The organism is Pseudomonas sp. 3296 (genome assembly GCF_031456615.1).
Taxonomy (GTDB): Bacteria; Pseudomonadota; Gammaproteobacteria; order Pseudomonadales; family Pseudomonadaceae; genus Aquipseudomonas; species Aquipseudomonas mucoides.
In genome coordinates this window covers 492382-510311 of the sequence record NZ_JAVDUY010000003.1, presented here as the reverse complement: position 1 = coordinate 510311, position 17930 = coordinate 492382, and the positions used below count along the sequence as shown (strand labels likewise).

The 17930-nt window shown below is 59.9% G+C and carries 19 protein-coding genes; 15 read left to right on the top strand and 4 right to left on the bottom strand.

The annotated features are described in order from the left end of the window. Positions 1-179: 179 nt before the first annotated feature. From J2X66_RS10670 to hisC, 10 genes are all read left to right on the top strand, one after another. The gene (locus J2X66_RS10670) at positions 180-989 is read left to right on the top strand and encodes an ATP-binding cassette domain-containing protein (RefSeq protein WP_214380689.1); all 810 of its coding nucleotides are present in this window, start codon (positions 180-182) and stop codon (positions 987-989) included. Continuing rightward, complete coding sequence (gene mlaE / locus J2X66_RS10665) at positions 989-1786, top strand: lipid asymmetry maintenance ABC transporter permease subunit MlaE (protein ID WP_123435318.1); 798 nt, start codon at positions 989-991, stop codon at positions 1784-1786. Before J2X66_RS10670 ends, mlaE begins: the two co-directional genes overlap by 1 nt. Beyond that, complete coding sequence (gene mlaD, locus J2X66_RS10660) at positions 1786-2253, top strand: outer membrane lipid asymmetry maintenance protein MlaD (RefSeq protein ID WP_310263888.1); 468 nt, start codon at positions 1786-1788, stop codon at positions 2251-2253. Before mlaE ends, mlaD begins: the two co-directional genes overlap by 1 nt. A gap of 11 nt (positions 2254-2264) precedes the next feature. Continuing rightward, positions 2265-2906, top strand: coding sequence for an ABC transporter substrate-binding protein (locus J2X66_RS10655; RefSeq protein WP_310263886.1), 642 nt, complete (start codon positions 2265-2267; stop codon positions 2904-2906). After that, complete coding sequence (locus tag J2X66_RS10650; RefSeq protein WP_310263884.1) at positions 2903-3208, top strand: STAS domain-containing protein; 306 nt, start codon at positions 2903-2905, stop codon at positions 3206-3208. The genes J2X66_RS10655 and J2X66_RS10650 overlap by 4 nt, the downstream gene beginning before the upstream one ends. 113 nt (positions 3209-3321) lie before the next feature. After that, positions 3322-3561 (top strand): BolA family protein, encoded by a 240-nt coding sequence (locus tag J2X66_RS10645; RefSeq protein WP_310263882.1) that lies wholly within the window; start codon positions 3322-3324, stop codon positions 3559-3561. A 22-nt stretch (positions 3562-3583) separates the two neighbouring features. Further along, positions 3584-4849 carry a UDP-N-acetylglucosamine 1-carboxyvinyltransferase gene (murA, locus tag J2X66_RS10640; RefSeq protein ID WP_027924542.1) on the top strand — a complete coding sequence of 422 codons (1266 nt, stop codon included), beginning with the start codon at positions 3584-3586 and terminating at the stop codon, positions 4847-4849. 126 nt (positions 4850-4975) lie between these two features. Next, the gene (gene hisG, locus J2X66_RS10635; RefSeq protein WP_007942738.1) at positions 4976-5611 is read left to right on the top strand and encodes an ATP phosphoribosyltransferase; all 636 of its coding nucleotides are present in this window, start codon (positions 4976-4978) and stop codon (positions 5609-5611) included. 125 nt (positions 5612-5736) lie between these two features. Continuing rightward, entirely contained in the window at positions 5737-7062 is a 1326-nt protein-coding gene (hisD, locus tag J2X66_RS10630) for a histidinol dehydrogenase (protein WP_027924543.1), read from the top strand. 2 nt (positions 7063-7064) lie between these two features. Continuing rightward, the gene (gene hisC / locus J2X66_RS10625; protein WP_310263880.1) at positions 7065-8117 is read left to right on the top strand and encodes a histidinol-phosphate transaminase; all 1053 of its coding nucleotides are present in this window, start codon (positions 7065-7067) and stop codon (positions 8115-8117) included. A gap of 121 nt (positions 8118-8238) precedes the next feature. Here the strand turns inward: hisC and algW are convergent, their stop codons facing one another. Beyond that, entirely contained in the window at positions 8239-9399 is a 1161-nt protein-coding gene (gene algW, locus J2X66_RS10620) for a Do family serine endopeptidase AlgW (RefSeq protein ID WP_310263878.1), read from the bottom strand. Positions 9400-9501: 102 nt separating this feature from the next. Between algW and J2X66_RS10615 the strand changes: the two genes are divergently transcribed. From J2X66_RS10615 to cysN, 3 genes are all read left to right on the top strand, one after another. Then, a complete protein-coding gene (locus J2X66_RS10615; RefSeq protein ID WP_310263876.1) occupies positions 9502-10260 on the top strand; it encodes a Nif3-like dinuclear metal center hexameric protein in 759 nt (252 codons plus the stop codon). Positions 10261-10466: 206 nt separating this feature from the next. After that, positions 10467-11384 (top strand): sulfate adenylyltransferase subunit CysD, encoded by a 918-nt coding sequence (gene cysD / locus J2X66_RS10610; RefSeq protein ID WP_010463281.1) that lies wholly within the window; start codon positions 10467-10469, stop codon positions 11382-11384. Positions 11385-11393: 9 nt separating this feature from the next. After that, positions 11394-13292 carry a sulfate adenylyltransferase subunit CysN gene (gene cysN, locus J2X66_RS10605; RefSeq protein ID WP_310263874.1) on the top strand — a complete coding sequence of 633 codons (1899 nt, stop codon included), beginning with the start codon at positions 11394-11396 and terminating at the stop codon, positions 13290-13292. Positions 13293-13358: 66 nt separating this feature from the next. Here cysN and J2X66_RS10600 read toward each other — a convergent pair whose 3' ends face one another. From J2X66_RS10600 to J2X66_RS10590, 3 genes are read right to left on the bottom strand one after another with little or no spacing between them, the layout of a single operon-like run. Further along, positions 13359-14261, bottom strand: coding sequence for an acyltransferase (locus tag J2X66_RS10600; RefSeq protein ID WP_310263872.1), 903 nt, complete (start codon positions 14259-14261; stop codon positions 13359-13361). Beyond that, positions 14262-16361 (bottom strand): phosphate acetyltransferase, encoded by a 2100-nt coding sequence (gene pta, locus J2X66_RS10595; RefSeq protein WP_310263871.1) that lies wholly within the window; start codon positions 16359-16361, stop codon positions 14262-14264. Positions 16362-16421: 60 nt separating this feature from the next. Next, entirely contained in the window at positions 16422-16760 is a 339-nt protein-coding gene (locus tag J2X66_RS10590) for a DUF3565 domain-containing protein (RefSeq protein ID WP_310263869.1), read from the bottom strand. On the opposite strand from J2X66_RS10590, the gene J2X66_RS10585 reads away from it, so the two are divergent. Further along, positions 16729-17214, top strand: a complete 486-nt coding sequence (locus tag J2X66_RS10585) for a peptidylprolyl isomerase (protein ID WP_140666744.1) — start codon at positions 16729-16731, stop codon at positions 17212-17214. The genes J2X66_RS10590 and J2X66_RS10585 overlap by 32 nt on opposite strands. A gap of 123 nt (positions 17215-17337) precedes the next feature. Further along, the gene (locus tag J2X66_RS10580; protein ID WP_027924552.1) at positions 17338-17820 is read left to right on the top strand and encodes a glutathione peroxidase; all 483 of its coding nucleotides are present in this window, start codon (positions 17338-17340) and stop codon (positions 17818-17820) included. Positions 17821-17930: the final 110 nt, after the last annotated feature.

Sequence of the window (17930 nt, the reverse complement as noted above, 5' to 3'; positions counted from 1 at the left end):
AATCCCCTCTAAACGAGGCTTTTTGCCTGTCTTGTTACTGAACATGGTCGGGCTTGGGCCTTGGGGGGCAGGCCTTTGCAGTGATATAGTTCGCCGCCAGTTCGGCCTGCCCGGGGAGGTATGTGCTTTCGTCAGAGAGCCAGGCGTCCGAGTGAGAGGCTGCATCGCAAGGAGTTTAGATGAGTGCCGATAACGCCTACGCGGTCGAGCTGAAGGGACTGACCTTCAAGCGCGGTACGCGCAGCATTTTCAATAACGTCGATATCCGTATCCCGCGCGGCAAGGTCACCGGCATCATGGGGCCTTCCGGGTGTGGCAAAACCACGCTGTTGCGATTGATGGGCGCACAATTGCGTCCCACCAAGGGCGAAGTCTGGGTCAACGGCCAGAACCTGCCCAAGTTGTCGCGCAGTGATCTGTTCGATGCGCGCAAACACATGGGCGTGCTGTTCCAGAGTGGCGCCCTGTTTACCGACCTCGATGTGTTCGAGAACGTCGCCTTTCCGCTGCGCGTTCATACCGAGCTGCCGGAAGAAATGATCCGCGACATCGTCCTGCTCAAATTGCAGGCCGTGGGCTTGCGTGGCGCCATCGACCTGATGCCTGACGAGTTGTCCGGCGGCATGAAGCGTCGTGTTGCGCTGGCCCGGGCGATTGCCCTCGATCCGCAGATCCTCATGTACGACGAGCCCTTTGTCGGCCAGGACCCCATCGCCATGGGCGTACTGGTGCGCCTGATCCGCCTGCTCAACGATGCGCTGGGCATCACTAGCATCGTGGTCTCCCACGATCTGGCCGAAACCGCCAGCATCGCCGACTACATCTATGTTGTCGGCGAAGGCCAGGTGTTGGGGCAAGGGACTCCCGAGGAACTGATGAACTCGCAGGAACCGCGGATCCGTCAATTCATGACCGGCGAACCCGACGGCCCGGTCGCATACCACTTTCCAGCGACGGATTACCGCGCAGATCTTCTGGGGAAGCGTTGATGCGCAAGATTTCATTAATAGAGCGCGTGCGCCGGTTTGGCCACGCCGCCATCGATGTGCTGGCGGTGTTCGGTCGTTCGACGATCTTCCTGTTTCATGCCTTGCTCGGTCGCGGTGGCATTGGCGGCGGCTTTGGTCTGCTGGTCAAGCAATTGCACTCAGTGGGCGTGATGTCCCTGGTTATCATTGTCGTCTCCGGCGTGTTCATCGGCATGGTGCTGGCGCTGCAAGGCTTCAACATCCTGTCCAGCTACGGCTCGGAACAGGCGGTCGGGCAGATGGTTGCGCTGACGCTGCTGCGAGAACTGGGGCCGGTGGTGACGGCGTTGCTGTTTGCCGGGCGCGCCGGTTCGGCGCTGACGGCGGAAATCGGCAACATGAAATCCACCGAACAGTTGTCCAGTCTGGAAATGATTGGTGTCGACCCGCTCAAATATATTGTTGCCCCACGCCTGTGGGCTGGCTTCATTTCCCTGCCGGTGCTGGCAATGATTTTCAGTGTGGTGGGTATCTGGGGCGGCTCTTGGGTGGCCGTCGACTGGCTCGGTGTGTATGAAGGTTCGTACTGGTCGAACATGCAAAACAGCGTGACGTTCACTGATGACGTGCTCAATGGCATCATCAAAAGCATCGTCTTCGCGTTCGTCGTGACCTGGATCGCCGTATTCCAAGGCTATGACTGTGAGCCCACTTCCGAGGGGATCAGTCGTGCCACTACCAAAACCGTGGTGTATGCCTCTTTGGCTGTACTCGGCCTGGACTTTATTTTGACCGCCTTGATGTTTGGAGATTTCTGATGCAAAACCGCACCCTGGAAATCGGTGTCGGCCTTTTCTTGCTGGCTGGCATCCTGGCTTTGTTGCTGCTGGCGTTGCGGGTGAGTGGTCTGTCCCCGAGCCCGAGCACCGACACGTATAAACTTTATGCGTACTTCGACAATATCGCCGGTTTGACGGTCAGAGCTAAAGTGACCATGGCCGGTGTGACCATCGGCAAGGTCACGGCGATCGATCTGGACCGCGACACGTTCACCGGTCGGGTGACCATGCAACTGGAAAAGCGCGTAGATAACCTGCCGACTGATTCCACTGCATCTATCCTGACTGCTGGCCTGTTGGGCGAGAAGTACATCGGCATCAGCGTGGGCGGCGAAGAAGCCTTGCTCAAGGATGGCGGGACCATCCACGACACCCAGTCGTCGCTGGTGCTTGAGGACCTGATCGGTAAATTCCTGCTCAATACCGTTAGCAAAGACGCCAAATGAGGAGCTTTTGAATGATCTCTACCTTGCGACGTGGCCTGTTGGTAGTACTCGCGGCGCTGCCGTTGATGGCTAACGCCGTGGCGGCGCCTTCCGCGCACGATCTGGTACAGGACACCACCAACCGGATGCTGGCCGATCTGTCGGCCAACAAAGAGAAGTACAAGCAAGACCCGCAGGACTTCTATACAGCGTTGAACACCATCGTCGGGCCAGTGGTGGATGCCGAGGGCATCTCCAAAAGCATCATGACGGTCAAGTATTCGAAGAAAGCCACACCGGCACAGATGAAAACCTTCGAAGAAAACTTCAAGAAGGGCCTGTTCCAGTTTTATGGCAATGCGTTGCTTGAATACAACAACCAGGGCATCACCGTTGACCCGGCCAAAGACGAGTCGGGCGATCGCACCAGCGTTGGCATGACCGTCAAAGGCAGTAACGGCGCGATCTATCCAGTGTCTTACACGCTGGAAAAGATCAATGGCGAGTGGAAGCTGCGCAACGTCATCATCAATGGCATTAACATCGGCAAGCTGTTCCGTGATCAGTTCGCTGATGCGATGCAGCGCAATGGTAATGACCTGGACAAGACCATCAACGGTTGGGCCGGGGAAGTTGCCAAAGCCAAGGCGTCGACCGAGAAGTCAGCCCAATGAGTGTGTCGGCCATTCGCATGAGCGAATCCGGCGAGCTGCGGTTGAGTGGCATGCTGGACTACCTCACGGCCCCTGGCTTGCGCAAGCAGGGTCAGGCGTTGATTAAATCTAGCGCGGCTACCGCGCTGGTGGTCGACTGCTCGGCTGTGTTGAAGTCCAGCAGCGTCGGCTTGTCGCTGCTGCTGTGCTTCATGCGTGATGCAGAGGCGGCCGGCAAGGCGCTGAGCATCCGCGGGATGCCCGAAGACATGCGTGAAATCGCTCAGGTCAGCGAATTGACCGAGCTGTTGGCGCACCCCTGACCGCATCTATAAAGAAGCCCCCCGTCAGAGTCCTGCTTCGCGGGGTTCGCAGGCGCGGGGCTTTTTTGTATGATGTCCGACCCGTGCGCACAGGGCGCCGATTGAGGTTGAGCATGCAGGCCGTAGAAGTGAAGAGCTTCCTTGAAGGAAAGCTGCCCGGAACGTTGGTAGAAGTTGAGGGCGAAGGCTGCAATTTCCAGCTGAACGTGATTAGCGATGAACTGGCGGCGTTGAGCCCGGTGAAGCGTCAGCAGCAGATCTATGCCCATTTGAACCCATGGATCACCGATGGCAGCATCCATGCGGTCACTATGAAATTTTTCAGCAGCACGGCCTGGGCCGAGCGCACCTGAGCCCAAGGGCGTCGAGATTCTTATGGATAAATTGATTATTACCGGTGGCGTTCGTCTTGATGGCGAAATCCGCATCTCCGGGGCAAAGAACTCTGCCCTGCCGATCCTGGCTGCTACCCTGCTGTGTGATGGCCCGGTAACCGTGGCCAACCTGCCGCACCTGCACGACATCACCACGATGATCGAGCTGTTCGGTCGCATGGGCATCGAGCCGGTGATCGACGAGAAACTCAGCGTCGAAATCGACCCGCGCACCATCAAGACCCTGATCGCACCGTACGAACTGGTTAAAACCATGCGTGCGTCGATCCTGGTGCTGGGCCCGATGGTTGCCCGTTTCGGTGAAGCCGAAGTCGCACTGCCTGGCGGTTGCGCCATCGGTTCGCGTCCGGTCGACCTGCACATCCGTGGCCTTGAAGCCATGGGCGCAGTCATTGACGTCGAAGGCGGCTACATCAAGGCCAAGGCGCCTGAAGGTGGCCTGCGCGGCGCGCACTTCTTCTTCGATACCGTCAGCGTGACCGGCACCGAAAACATCATGATGGCGGCCGCTCTGGCCAAGGGCCGCAGCGTGTTGCAGAACGCCGCTCGCGAACCTGAAGTCATCGACCTGGCGAACTTCCTGATTGCCATGGGTGCCAAGATCACTGGCGCCGGCACCGACACCATCACCATTGATGGCGTTGAGCGTCTGCACCCGACCACGTACAAAGTGATGCCTGACCGCATCGAAACCGGCACCTACCTGGTGGCGGCTGCGGTGACCGGCGGTCGTGTGAAGGTCAAGGACACTGATCCGACCATCCTCGAAGCCGTTCTGGAAAAACTCCGCGAGTCGGGTGCCGAAATCACCTGCGGCGAAGACTGGATCGAGCTGAACATGCACGGCAAGCGGCCAAAAGCCGTTAACGTGCGGACCGCTCCGTACCCGGCGTTCCCGACCGACATGCAAGCGCAGTTCATCTCCCTCAACGCCATTGCCGAAGGCACCGGTGCGGTGATCGAGACGATCTTCGAGAACCGCTTCATGCACGTTTACGAACTGCACCGCATGGGCGCCAAGATCCAGGTCGAAGGCAACACTGCCATCGTTACCGGCACCGAGACGCTCAAAGGCGCGCCAGTCATGGCCACCGACCTGCGCGCTTCGGCCAGCCTGGTAATCTCGGCGTTGATCGCCGAAGGCGACACCCTGATCGACCGCATCTACCACATCGACCGTGGTTACGAGTGCATCGAAGAGAAACTGCAGATGCTCGGCGCCAAGATCCGCCGCGTACCGGGCTAGTAGTTGCTGCATGGGCATAAGGACATGCCCGTTGAATTGTTGAAGTCGAGCCGGTTTCCGGCTCGATGTGTGTCCGGCGCCATTTGCGACCGGGCATGAGTACCTTGATAAGGACTGACGTTTCCCATGTTGACCATCGCACTGTCCAAGGGCCGCATCCTTGACGACACCCTGCCGCTTCTGGCTGAAGCGGGCATCGTGCCGACCGAGAATCCGGACAAGAGCCGCAAGCTGATCATTCCCACGACCCAGCCTGACGTACGTCTGCTGATCGTGCGCGCCACCGACGTGCCGACCTATGTCGAGCATGGTGCCGCGGACCTCGGCGTCGCCGGTAAAGATGTGCTGATGGAGTATGGCGGCCAGGGCCTGTACGAGCCTCTGGACCTGCGCATTGCCCTGTGCAAGCTGATGACCGCCGGCCGTGTCGGCGATGTCGAGCCAAAAGGTCGCCTGCGGGTCGCCACCAAGTTCGTCAACGTTGCCAAGCGTTACTACGCCGAGCAGGGTCGTCAGGTCGACATCATCAAGCTGTACGGCTCGATGGAACTGGCGCCGCTGATTGGTCTGGCCGACAAGATCATCGACGTGGTCGACACCGGCAACACCCTGCGCGCCAATGGCCTGGAGCCCCAGGATTTCATTGCCGACATCAGCTCCCGGCTGATCGTCAACAAAGCTTCGATGAAAATGCAGCACGCCCGTATCCAGGCGTTGATCGACACCCTGCGCAAGGCAGTGGAGTCTCGACACCGCGGCTGATTCACCTGCGCGACGTTAAGTCGCGCCCGTCTATCCGCCTCATAGCCAGAATCTCAGGTGCCCAAGCGGAAACGACTGCTAAGTTAGGGCACCTGAGTTTTTGCCATTCCTATGAGGCTCTCGCTATGACCGCACCGACTGCAATTCGCCGACTCAACGCTGCTGACCCGGATTTCGCACATCATCTGGATCATCTGCTGAGCTGGGAAAGTGTGTCTGACGACTCGGTCAATCAGCGGGTGCTGGACATCATCAAAGCCGTGCGCGAGCGTGGCGATGCGGCGCTGGTGGAATTCACCCAGAAGTTCGATGGTCTCGAAGTCGCCTCGATGGCCGACCTGATCCTGCCGCGTGAGCGCCTGGAACTGGCCCTGACCCGGATCACCGTGCCGCAGCGTGAAGCCCTCGAAAAAGCCGCGGCCCGCGTGCGCAGCTACCACGAAAAGCAGAAACAGGATTCCTGGAGCTACACCGAAGCCGACGGCACGGTGTTGGGCCAGAAGGTCACGCCGCTGGATCGCGCCGGTCTGTATGTGCCGGGCGGCAAAGCGTCGTATCCGTCTTCGGTGCTGATGAACGCGATCCCGGCCAAAGTGGCAGGCGTGACCGAAGTCGTCATGGTGGTGCCGACCCCGCGCGGTGAAATCAACGAGCTGGTACTGGCTGCGGCCTGCATTGCCGGCGTCGACCGCGTGTTCACCATCGGCGGCGCCCAAGCGGTTGCCGCGCTGGCTTACGGCACCGAAAGCGTGCCGAAGGTCGATAAAGTAGTGGGCCCGGGCAACATCTATGTCGCCACCGCCAAGCGTCATGTGTTTGGTCAGGTCGGTATCGACATGATCGCCGGTCCGTCCGAGATTCTCGTGGTGTGCGACGGCCAGACCGATCCGGACTGGATCGCCATGGACCTTTTCTCCCAGGCCGAGCACGATGAAGACGCCCAGGCGATTCTGGTCAGCCCGGACGCCGAATTCCTCGACAAGGTCGCCGCGAGCATCGCCAAGCTGCTGCCAACCATGGAACGCGCCGAGATCATCGAAACCTCGATCAATGGCCGGGGCGCGTTGATCAAGGTCCGCGACATGGAACAAGCCATCGAAGTGGCCAACCGCATCGCACCGGAACACCTTGAGTTGTCGGTCGCTGATCCGCAGGCGTGGTTGCCGCAGATCCGTCACGCGGGCGCGATCTTCATGGGCCGCCACACCTCCGAAGCCTTGGGCGACTACTGCGCCGGTCCGAACCACGTGTTGCCGACGTCTGGCACCGCGCGTTTTTCTTCGCCGCTGGGTGTGTACGACTTCCAGAAACGCTCCTCGATCATCTTCTGTTCCGAGCAAGGGGCGTCCGAGTTGGGCAAGACCGCTTCCGTACTGGCCCGTGGCGAGTCGCTGACCGCCCACGCCCGCAGCGCCGAATACCGCATCATTGACGACAAGCAGGGGAACTGAAGATGAGTAAATTCTGGAGCCCCTTCGTCAAGAGCCTGGTGCCTTACGTGCCGGGCGAGCAGCCAAAATTGACGAAACTGGTGAAGCTCAACACCAACGAAAACCCGTACGGTCCATCGCCCAAAGCGTTGGCTGCGATGCAGACCGAACTGAACGACAACCTGCGTTTGTACCCGGACCCGAACAGCGACCTGCTCAAGCAGGCTGTTGCCAGGTACTACGGCGTGCAAGGCAATCAGGTGTTCCTCGGCAACGGTTCCGATGAAGTCCTGGCGCACATCTTTCACGGTCTGCTGCAACACGATCAGCCGCTGCTGTTCCCGGACATCAGCTACAGCTTCTATCCGGTTTACTGCGGGTTGTATGGCATCAGGTTCGACGCGGTGCCGCTGGACGAACAGTTCCAGATCAACCCGGCCGACTACGCCAAGCCGAACGGCGGGATCATCTTCCCGAACCCGAATGCACCGACCGGTTGCCTGCTGGCGCTGGACGCCGTCGAGCAGATCCTCAAGGCCAGCCCGGATTCAGTGGTCGTGGTGGATGAGGCCTACATCGACTTTGGCGGTGAGACGGCGATCACGTTGGTGGACCGTTATCCGAACCTGTTGGTGACTCAGACCCTGTCCAAATCCCGTTCACTGGCCGGCCTGCGGGTTGGCCTGGCGGTGGGGCATCCGGACTTGATCGAGGCGCTGGAGCGAATCAAGAACAGCTTCAACTCTTATCCGCTGGATCGCCTGGCGATTGTCGGGGCTGCGGCGGCGTTTGAGGATCGCGAGTACTTCGACAAGACGTGCCGGTTGGTCATCGACAGTCGTGAGAAGGTGATCGGGCAGTTGGAGGCGAAAGGGTTTGAGGTGTTGCCGTCGGCGGCGAACTTCATTTTTGCCCGTCACCCCCGGCACGATGCGGCAGGGCTGGCGGCGAAGTTGCGTGAGCAAGGCGTGATCGTTCGGCACTTCAAGCAGGAACGGATTGCCCAGTTCCTGCGGATCTCCATCGGCACGCCGGAGCAGAACCAGGCGCTGATCGACGGCCTCGGCGAGCTTTAAACCACCACCGCCCCTGTGGGAGCGTGGCTTGCCCGCGATGAACGATAACGCGGTGTAACTGATACACCGCAGTGTTGCCATCGTGGGCAAGCCACGCTCCCACAAGGGATCTGGGGGGCTGTTACTCTTCTTCTTTCTCTTTGACCGGTGCCGGTGGTGGGCGCAGGCCGATTTCAGCAGTGAGCTTCAGCTCCTTGCCATTGCGCATTACCTGAACCGTGACCTTGTCCGTCGGCTTGATCCGCGCGACCTGGTTCATCGAACGGCGACCATCGCCGGCCGGTTCGCCGTCAATGCTGAGGATCACATCCCCCAATTGCAGGCCGGCCTTTTGCGCCGGACCGTCACGGAAAATCCCCGCGACCACAATCCCCGGACGTCCCGACAGACCGAACGACTCCGCCAGTTCCTGGCTCAACGGTTGCACTTCAATGCCCAGCCAGCCGCGAATCACCTGACCGTGCTCGATGATCGACTTCATCACTTCCATCGCCAGTTTCACCGGGATCGCAAACCCGATGCCTTGCGAGCCGCCGGATTTGGAGAAAATAGCCGTGTTGATGCCGGTCAGGTTGCCATTGGCGTCCACCAACGCACCGCCGGAGTTGCCGGGGTTGATCGCGGCGTCGGTCTGGATGAAATCTTCATAGTTGTTCAGGCCCAGCTGGTTGCGGCCGGTGGCGCTGATGATGCCCATGGTCACTGTCTGGCCGACACCGAACGGGTTGCCGATGGCCAGCGCCACGTCCCCGATGCGGATGTTGTCGGAACGGCCGATGGTGATGGCCGGCAGGGTCTTCAGGTCGATCTTCAATACCGCGAGATCGGTTTCCGGGTCGCTGCCGATCACGCGGGCCAGGGTCTCACGGCCATCCTTGAGCGCCACGACGATCTGGTCGGCCCCCGTGGTGACGTGGTTGTTGGTCAGGATGTAACCTTCCGGGCTCATGATCACGCCGGAACCCAGGCTCGACTCCATACGCTTCTGTTTGGGCGAGTTGTCCCCGAAGAAGCGGCGAAACTGCGGGTCTTCGAACAGTGGGTGATTCGGTTTGTTGATGACCTTGGTGGTGTACAGGTTGACCACCGCTGGCGCGGCGATAACCACGGCGTCGGCATAGGACACCGGCCCCTGTTGTACACCGGTGGTTTGCGGTGCTTGCTGCAAGTTCACGTCGAGGCTCGGAAGCCCGACCCACTGCGGGTAACGCTGAATTATCAAAAGAGCGATAAGCACGCCGGCCAACAGCGGCCAGCCGGAAAAACGCAGCGCCTTGAGCATTAAGCACTTCCTGAAAGGTTGCAGGCGGTATGAGACCGCCCATAATGTCGCGCATTATACGAGGCCAAGCGCGCCTCTGAACGGGATATTTAGGAGTCTTTTATGGCCGTCGCCCTGAGCACCCTGGTCGAAGAAGCCGACCGTTACCTCTCCAGCACCAAAATTGCCGATTACTGCCCCAACGGCTTGCAGGTCGAGGGCCGGCCGCAAGTGATGCGCATTGTCAGTGGCGTCACGGCGAGCCAGGCACTGCTGGACGCGGCGGTCGAAGCCGAGGCCGATCTGGTGCTGGTGCATCACGGTTATTTCTGGAAAGGCGAGAACCCGTGCATCACCGGCATGAAACAGCGTCGATTGAAAACCTTGCTCAAGCACGACATCAGCCTGCTGTCTTATCACTTGCCACTGGACCTGCACCCGGAAGTCGGCAACAACGTGCAACTGGCACGTCAGCTCGACATTACCGTCGAGGGGCCGCTGGATCCGGACAACCTTAAAGTTGTTGGCCTGGTCGGTTCGTTGAGCGAACCGATGACGCCGCGTGATTTCGCCCGTCGCGTCCAGGAAGTCATGGGCCGCGAGCCGCTGCTGATCGAAGGCAGCGAGATGATTCGCCGGGTCGGTTGGTGCACGGGCGGCGGTCAGGGTTACATCGATCAGGCAGTGTTGGCCGGTGTCGATCTTTACCTCAGTGGCGAAGCCTCCGAGCAGACCTTTCACAGCGCACGGGAAAACGACATCAGCTTCATCGCCGCCGGCCATCACGCCACCGAGCGTTATGGTGTCCAGGCACTCGGCGATTATCTGGCGCGCCGGTTTGCCCTCGAACATATCTTCATTGATTGCCCCAATCCTATTTGAGGGTTTGTGCAAATTCTGTGAACAGCACCCTTCAAGAATGTGGGAGGGCACTGGCTTGCGCATGGGCGGTGGCGCCCAAACGAGGGGGTATATTCATATACCCTTTCGATCTAGTTGGCGTCCTGATTAGAAGAGGTCGCTGTGCTAGGATTCCTCGCTCGAACACGGCCCGCTGGCCGTCCATAAGATCGTTTTCGTGAGTAGCCATGGTCGACAAACTGACGCATCTGAAACAGCTGGAGGCCGAAAGCATCCACATCATCCGCGAGGTCGCCGCCGAGTTCGATAACCCGGTGATGCTGTACTCCGTCGGTAAAGATTCCGCCGTGATGCTGCACCTTGCGCGCAAGGCATTCTTCCCGGGCAAGCTGCCGTTCCCGGTGATGCACGTCGACACCCGGTGGAAGTTCAAGGAAATGTACGCGTTCCGCGACCGCATGGTCGAAGAGCTCGGCCTTGACCTGCTGGTGCACGTCAACCCTGACGGCGTTGCACAGGGCATCAATCCGCTGACCCACGGCAGCGCCAAGCACACCGATATCATGAAAACCGAAGGCCTCAAGCAGGCCCTCGACAAGTATGGTTTCGATGCCGCTTTCGGTGGTGCCCGTCGTGACGAAGAGAAATCCCGCGCCAAAGAGCGCGTGTACTCCTTCCGCGACACCAAGCACCGCTGGGACCCGAAAAACCAGCGTCCAGAGCTGTGGAACGTCTACAACGGCAACGTCAACAAGGGCGAATCGATCCGCGTTTTCCCCTTGTCGAACTGGACCGAACTGGACATCTGGCAGTACATCTACCTCGAAGGCATCCCGATTGTGCCGCTGTATTTCGCCGCCGAACGCGACGTCATCGAAATGAATGGCACCTGGATCATGATCGACGACGAACGCCTGCTCAATCACCTGAGCGATGAAGACAAGGCGCGCATCGTCAAGAAGAAGGTCCGTTTCCGTACGCTCGGCGACTACCCGCTGACCGGTGCGGTCGAGTCCGAGGCGACCAGCCTGACCGACATCATTCAGGAAATGCTCCTGACGCGAACTTCCGAACGCCAGGGCCGGGTCATCGACCACGATGGCGCAGGCTCGATGGAAGAAAAGAAACGTCAGGGTTATTTCTAAGGGGTTGTCATGTCGCACGTATCTGATTTGATCAGCGAGGACATCCTCGCCTACCTGGGCCAGCACGAACGCAAGGAAATGCTGCGCTTTCTGACCTGTGGCAATGTCGATGACGGCAAGAGCACCCTGATCGGGCGCTTGCTGCACGACTCCAAGATGATCTACGAAGATCACCTGGAAGCCATTACCCGCGACTCGAAGAAAGTCGGCACCACCGGTGATGACATCGACCTGGCGTTGCTGGTCGACGGCCTGCAGGCTGAGCGTGAGCAGGGCATCACCATCGATGTCGCTTACCGCTATTTCTCCACCGCCAAGCGCAAATTCATCATCGCCGACACCCCCGGCCATGAGCAGTACACCCGCAACATGGCCACCGGTGCATCCACCTGTGACCTGGCGATCATCCTGGTCGACGCCCGTTACGGCGTGCAGACCCAGACCCGTCGCCACAGCTTTATCGCCTCGTTGCTGGGCATCAAGCACATCGTTGTGGCCATCAACAAGATGGACCTCAACGGCTTCGACGAAAACGTCTTCGAGTCGATCAAGGCCGATTACCTGAAGTTCGCCGAAGGCATCGCCTTCAAGCCGACCACCATGGCCTTCGTGCCGATGTCGGCGCTCAAGGGCGACAACGTGGTGAACAAGTCCGAGCGCTCGCCGTGGTACACCGGCCAGTCGTTGATGGAAATTCTGGAAACCGTCGAAATCGCCAGCGACCGCAACTACACCGACCTGCGTTTCCCGGTGCAGTACGTCAACCGTCCAAACCTGAACTTCCGTGGTTTCGCCGGCACCCTGGCCAGCGGCGTCGTGCACAAGGGCGACGAAGTCGTGGTGCTGCCGTCGGGCAAGAGCAGCCGCGTGAAATCCATCGTCACCTTCGAAGGTGAGCTGGAGCACGCCGGTCCTGGTCAAGCGGTGACGCTGACCATGGAAGACGAAATCGACATCTCCCGCGGCGACTTGCTGGTACACGCCGACAACCTGCCGCAAGTGACTGACGCCTTCGACGCCATGCTGGTGTGGATGGCCGAAGAGCCGATGCTGCCGGGCAAGAAATACGACATCAAGCGCGCTACCACGTACGTGCCGGGTTCGATCACCAGCATCGTCAACCGCGTTGACGTGAACACCCTGGAAGAAGGTCAGGCCAGCGCCTTGCAACTGAACGAAATCGGTCGGGTCAAGATCAGCCTCGACGCGGCCATCGCGCTGGACGGTTACGCAAGTAACCGCACCACCGGTTCGTTCATCGTCATTGATCGTTTGACCAATGGCACCGTCGCCGCCGGCATGATCATCGCTCAGCCGGTGGCCCATGGCAGCGCTACACACCATGGCAAGCTCGCTCACGTCGCCACTGAAGAACGCGCCCAGCGCTTCGGCCAGCAGCCGGCCACCGTGTTGTTCAGCGGCCTGTCGGGCGCAGGCAAAAGCACCCTGGCCTACGCGGTTGAACGCAAGTTGTTCGACATGGGCCGTGCAGTGTTTGTGCTCGATGGCCAGAACCTGCGTCATGACCTGAACAAAGGTCTGCCACAGGATCGCGCCGGGCGCACCGAGAACTGGCGTCGTGCGGCACACGTTGCGCGTCAGTTCAACGAAGCCGGTTTGCTGACCCTCGCAGCGTTTGTTGCGCCGAGTGCTGAAGGTCGTGAGCAGGCCAGGGAACTGATCGGCAGAGAGCGTTTGCTGACCGTTTACGTCCAGGCTTCGCCGGCTGTTTGCGCCGAGCGTGACCCGCAGGGTCTGTACGCGGCGGGCGGGGATAACATCCCGGGCGATTCCTTCCCGTTCGATGTGCCACTGGATGCTGACCTTGTGGTCGATACCCAGTCGTTGTCGCTGGAAGAGAGCGTCAAGCAGGTGCTGGATCTGCTGCGTAGCCGCGGCGCGATCTAAGCGCCAAGCCGGCCATAAAAAACCCGCCGATGAGTGATCATCGGCGGGTTTTTTTGTGTCGGGTGATCAGTTAGACGGGTATTCGTGGTGCATCTGCGCAAGCAATGCATCCTTATCCAGCCACAACTGGTTGATCCAGCCCTGAAACTGCAACCGATACTCGCCATCCTGGTCGTAGTTCTTGCCGATAAACTGAGGTGGAATCTTCAGCTCCTGAAAATGCACGACCACGTCCTTCACATTCCCGCAGAGCAAATCCCAATAGCCCGGACGGCCGCCCGGATAGTGAATCGTCACGTTGACGATGGACTCCAGCTGCTCGCCCATCGCATCCAGCACAAACGCAATGCCACCGGCCTTGGGTTTGAGCAAATACTTGAACGGTGATTTCTGCTGGGCATGCTTGCCTTCGGTGAAGCGCGTGCCCTCGACGAAGTTGAAAATCCCCACCGGGCTGTTGCGAAACTTCGCGCAGGTCTTGCGGGTGGTTTCCAGGTCTTTGCCTTTCTTCTCCGGGTGCTTTTCCAGGTACGCCTTGGAATAGCGCTTCATGAACGGAAAGCCCAGCGTCCACCACGCCAGACCAATCACCGGCACCCAGATCAGCTCCTGCTTGAGAAAAAACTTCAGCGGCTGGATGCGCCGGTTGAGCACGTATTGCAGCACCATGATGTCGACCCAGCTCTGGTGGTTGCTGGTGATCAGGTACGAGTGCCGATAGTCCAGGCTTTCCAGGCCACTGAGGTGCCAGCGGGTACGGCAGACCAGATTCATCCAGGCCTTGTTGTTGCTGATCCACGCTTCATGGGTGTGGCTCATCAGCCAGCGCGTGAAGCGCTGGGTGATGGCGAACGGCAGCACCTTGAAAATCGCCACACAGAACAGAAACGAGCACAGCAGAATGGTATTGAGGGCCAACAACAACGAGGCAATCACGCCGCGCATGGCGGCAGGCAGGGAATCCAGCATTTAAACATCCATAGGTCGGTTGGCAGCCTGGATCGCGGTCAACGCGATGGTGTAGACGATGTCATCGACTTGCGCACCGCGCGGCAGGTCGTTCACCGGTTTGCGCAGGCCTTGCAGCATCGGCCCGAGACTCACGCAGTCGGCGCTGCGCTGCACGGCTTTGTGGGTGGTGTTGCCGGTGTTCAGGTCGGGGAACACGAACACCGTCGCGCGACCGGCGACCTGGCTGTTGGGGGCAAGTTGCCGGGCGACGGTTTCGTTGGCGGCGGCGTCGTATTGCAGCGGGCCGTCGATCAGCAGCGAGTTTTGCTGTTCGTGGGCGAGCAGCGTCGCCTCGCGGACCTTCTCGACTTCTTCGCCACTGGCGGACTCTCCGCTGGAATAGCTGATCATCGCCACGCGCGGAGTGATGCCAAACGCGGCCGCCGAGTCGGCGCTTTGCAGGGCGATCTCGGCCAGTTCGCTGGCGCTCGGGTGCGGGTTCATCACGCAGTCGCCGTAGACCAGCACTTCTTCGGGGAACAGCATGAAGAACACTGACGATACCAAGGTGCAGCCCGGCGCGGTTTTAATTAGCTGCAGGGCCGGGCGGATGGTGTTGGCGGTGGAGTGAATGACCCCGGAGACGAGGCCGTCGACTTCATCCAGTGCCAGCATCATGGTGCCGATCACCACAGTGTCTTCCAGTTGCTGCTCGGCCATCGGCGCGTTGAGGCTTTTGCTTTTGCGCAGGGCAACCATCGGCTCGACATAGCGTTCGCGGATCAGGTCCGGGTCGAGAATTTCCAGCCCCGGTGGCAGCTCGATGCCTTGGGCGCGGGCGACGGCTTCGACGTCCGCCGGTTTCGCCAGTAACACGCAACGGGCAATGCCACGGGCCTGACAGATCGCCGCGGCTTGTACGGTCAACGGCTCGCTGCCTTCTGGCAGCACGATGCGCTTGTTCGCCGCCTGGGCACGCTGGATCAATTGATAACGGAACACGGCGGGCGACAGGCGCATCTCACGCGGGGTACCGCAGCGCTGGTGCAGCCAGTTGGCATCGAGATGGCTGGCGACGAAGTCGGTGATGATCTCCGCACGCTCGCGGTCGTCGATCGGGATTTCCTTGTTCAAACCGTTCAACTGGTTCGCGGTGTCGTAGGAGCCAGTGCTCACCGACAGCACCGGCAAACCGGCCTGCAAGGCGCCACGGCACAGGTCCATGATGCGCGGGTCGGGCAGGGTGTCGCTGGTCAGCAGCAGGCCGGCCAGCGGCACGCCGTTCATGGCCGCGAGGCTGACGGCGAGGATGATGTCGTCGCGATCACCGGGCGTCACCACCAGCACGCCGGGCTTGAGCAGCTCCACGGTGTTGCGCATGGTGCGGGCGCAAATGATGATTTTGGTCATGCGCCGGGTTTCGTAATCGCCGGCATTGAGGATTTGTGCGCCCATCAGGTCGGCGACGTCACGGGTGCGCGGCGCATTCAATTCAGGCTGGAACGGGATGCAGCCCAGCAAACGGAAATCGCCGCTGCGCAACAACGGCGAGTGCTCCTTCAAGCGCGAGGCGAAGACGTCCATGCTTTCGTCGGTCTTGACCTTGTTGAGGATCACGCCGAGCACTTTTGGGTCTTTCGGCCCGCCGAACAGTTGGGCCTGCAGTTCCACACGGCCGGAGAGCTCGGTCAGGGCTTCGCTTTCTGGCGCGGAGACCAGAATCACGTCGGCATCCAGGCTCTTGGCCAAATGCAGATTGACCCGCGCGGCGTAACTGGCGCTGCGGGTCGGGACCATGCCTTCGACGACCAGCACGTCCTTGCCGACGGCGGCTTGCTGATAAAGGGTGATGATTTCTTCGAGCAGCTCATCCAGCTGGCCATCACCGAGCATGCGCTCGACGTGCGCCAGGCCGAGTGGCTGCGGCGGCCGCAAACCGTGGGTGCGGGCCACCAGTTCGGTGGACCGCTCCGGGCCGGTGTCGCCTGGATGGGGCTGGGCAATCGGTTTGAAAAAACCGACCTTGAGGCCCGCACGCTCAAGGGTGCGCACCAGCCCGAGGCTGATGGAGGTCAGACCCACACCAAAATCGGTGGGTGCGATAAAAAAAGTTTGCATGCGGATTCTCTAAGGGAGCATGGCAAAGGCGATCGTTCATACCTGACGATCTACCGAAATTCAGTCGCCAAGGTTATCGCTAACCGGGCCTTGTGCGCACCAACCGCAATCAAAGGGCTGGCCTATTTTTTCAATACGTTGCGCGGGATCCAGGACCCAGGCACGCGATTGCCACGGTGGCTGGTGGCGCAGGTGCTGGGTGTGGCCGCAGGAAAGCTCGGCCACCCAATGCCCGTCCTCATCCTGATGGAAACCGGTGACCGTTGCGGCTGGCGTCGCCAACCTTCCGTCCGGGTTGTGTTCGCTTTCGGGCGATGGCTTCGCTAAACTTGGCCTTTCTTCATTCTTATGCAAAAGGTCTCGCCCCATGCTGATCGCCGCCAATAAGGCTGTCTCCATCGACTATACCCTGACCAACGACGCTGGTGAGGTCATCGACAGCTCCGCCGGTGGCGCGCCGCTGGTCTACCTGCAAGGCGCAGGTAACATCATCCCGGGCCTGGAAAAGGCTCTGGAAGGCAAAGCTGTCGGCGACGAGCTGACCGTAGCCGTTGAACCTGAAGACGCCTACGGCGAGTACGCTGCCGAACTGGTCAGCACCCTGAGCCGCAGCATGTTTGAAGGCGTCGACGAACTGGAAGTGGGCATGCAGTTCCACGCCTCCGCTCCGGACGGCCAGATGCAGATCGTCACCATTCGCGACCTGGACGGCGACGAAGTCACCGTCGACGGCAACCACCCGTTGGCCGGTCAGCGCCTGAATTTCCAGGTCAAGATCATCGACATCCGTGACGCCAGCCAGGAAGAAATCGCTCATGGTCACGTCCATGGCGAAGGTGGCCATCACCACTGATTTTCTGCGCTAAGCTTTCGAGTACTGGAGAGGCGCCCGAGGGCGCCTTTTTAGTCGGCGGCTGTCCTTGGCGGCATTGCCAAGTGGCTGTTTCGAGAAGAACACGGGAATTTGGAGTTCGTCATGAGTGCTTTTCACGACCTTAAGTTGACAGCCCTGGATGGACAGGAGCTACCGCTGGCGCCTTTCAAAGGGCAAGTCGTGCTGGTGGTCAACGTGGCCTCCAAATGTGGCTTGACCCCACAGTACGCGGCGCTGGAAAACCTCTACCAGCAATACAAAGGTAAGGGGTTCAGCGTACTCGGCTTGCCTTGCAACCAGTTTGCCGGGCAGGAGCCGGGTTCCGAGCAGGAAATCCAGGAATTTTGCAGCCTCAACTATGGCGTGACTTTTCCGTTGTCCAGCAAGCTGGAAGTCAACGGTCATGAGCGTCATCAGCTGTACCGCCTGCTGGCGGGCGAGGGCGCGGAATTCCCGGGTGACATTACCTGGAACTTCGAAAAATTCCTGCTGGGCAAGGACGGTCGTGTGCTCGCGCGGTTTTCCCCGCGTACGGCGCCGGATGATCCGACGATCGTGCATGCGATTGAAAAAGCGCTGAGCTGATACCCCAAAAATCGCAGCCCTCGGGCTGCGATTTTTTATGCCTGCCTTTTGACCTTTAATCACTCAGATCAATAGTGCTGGGCTTGGCTTTGAACTGCACATATTATCGC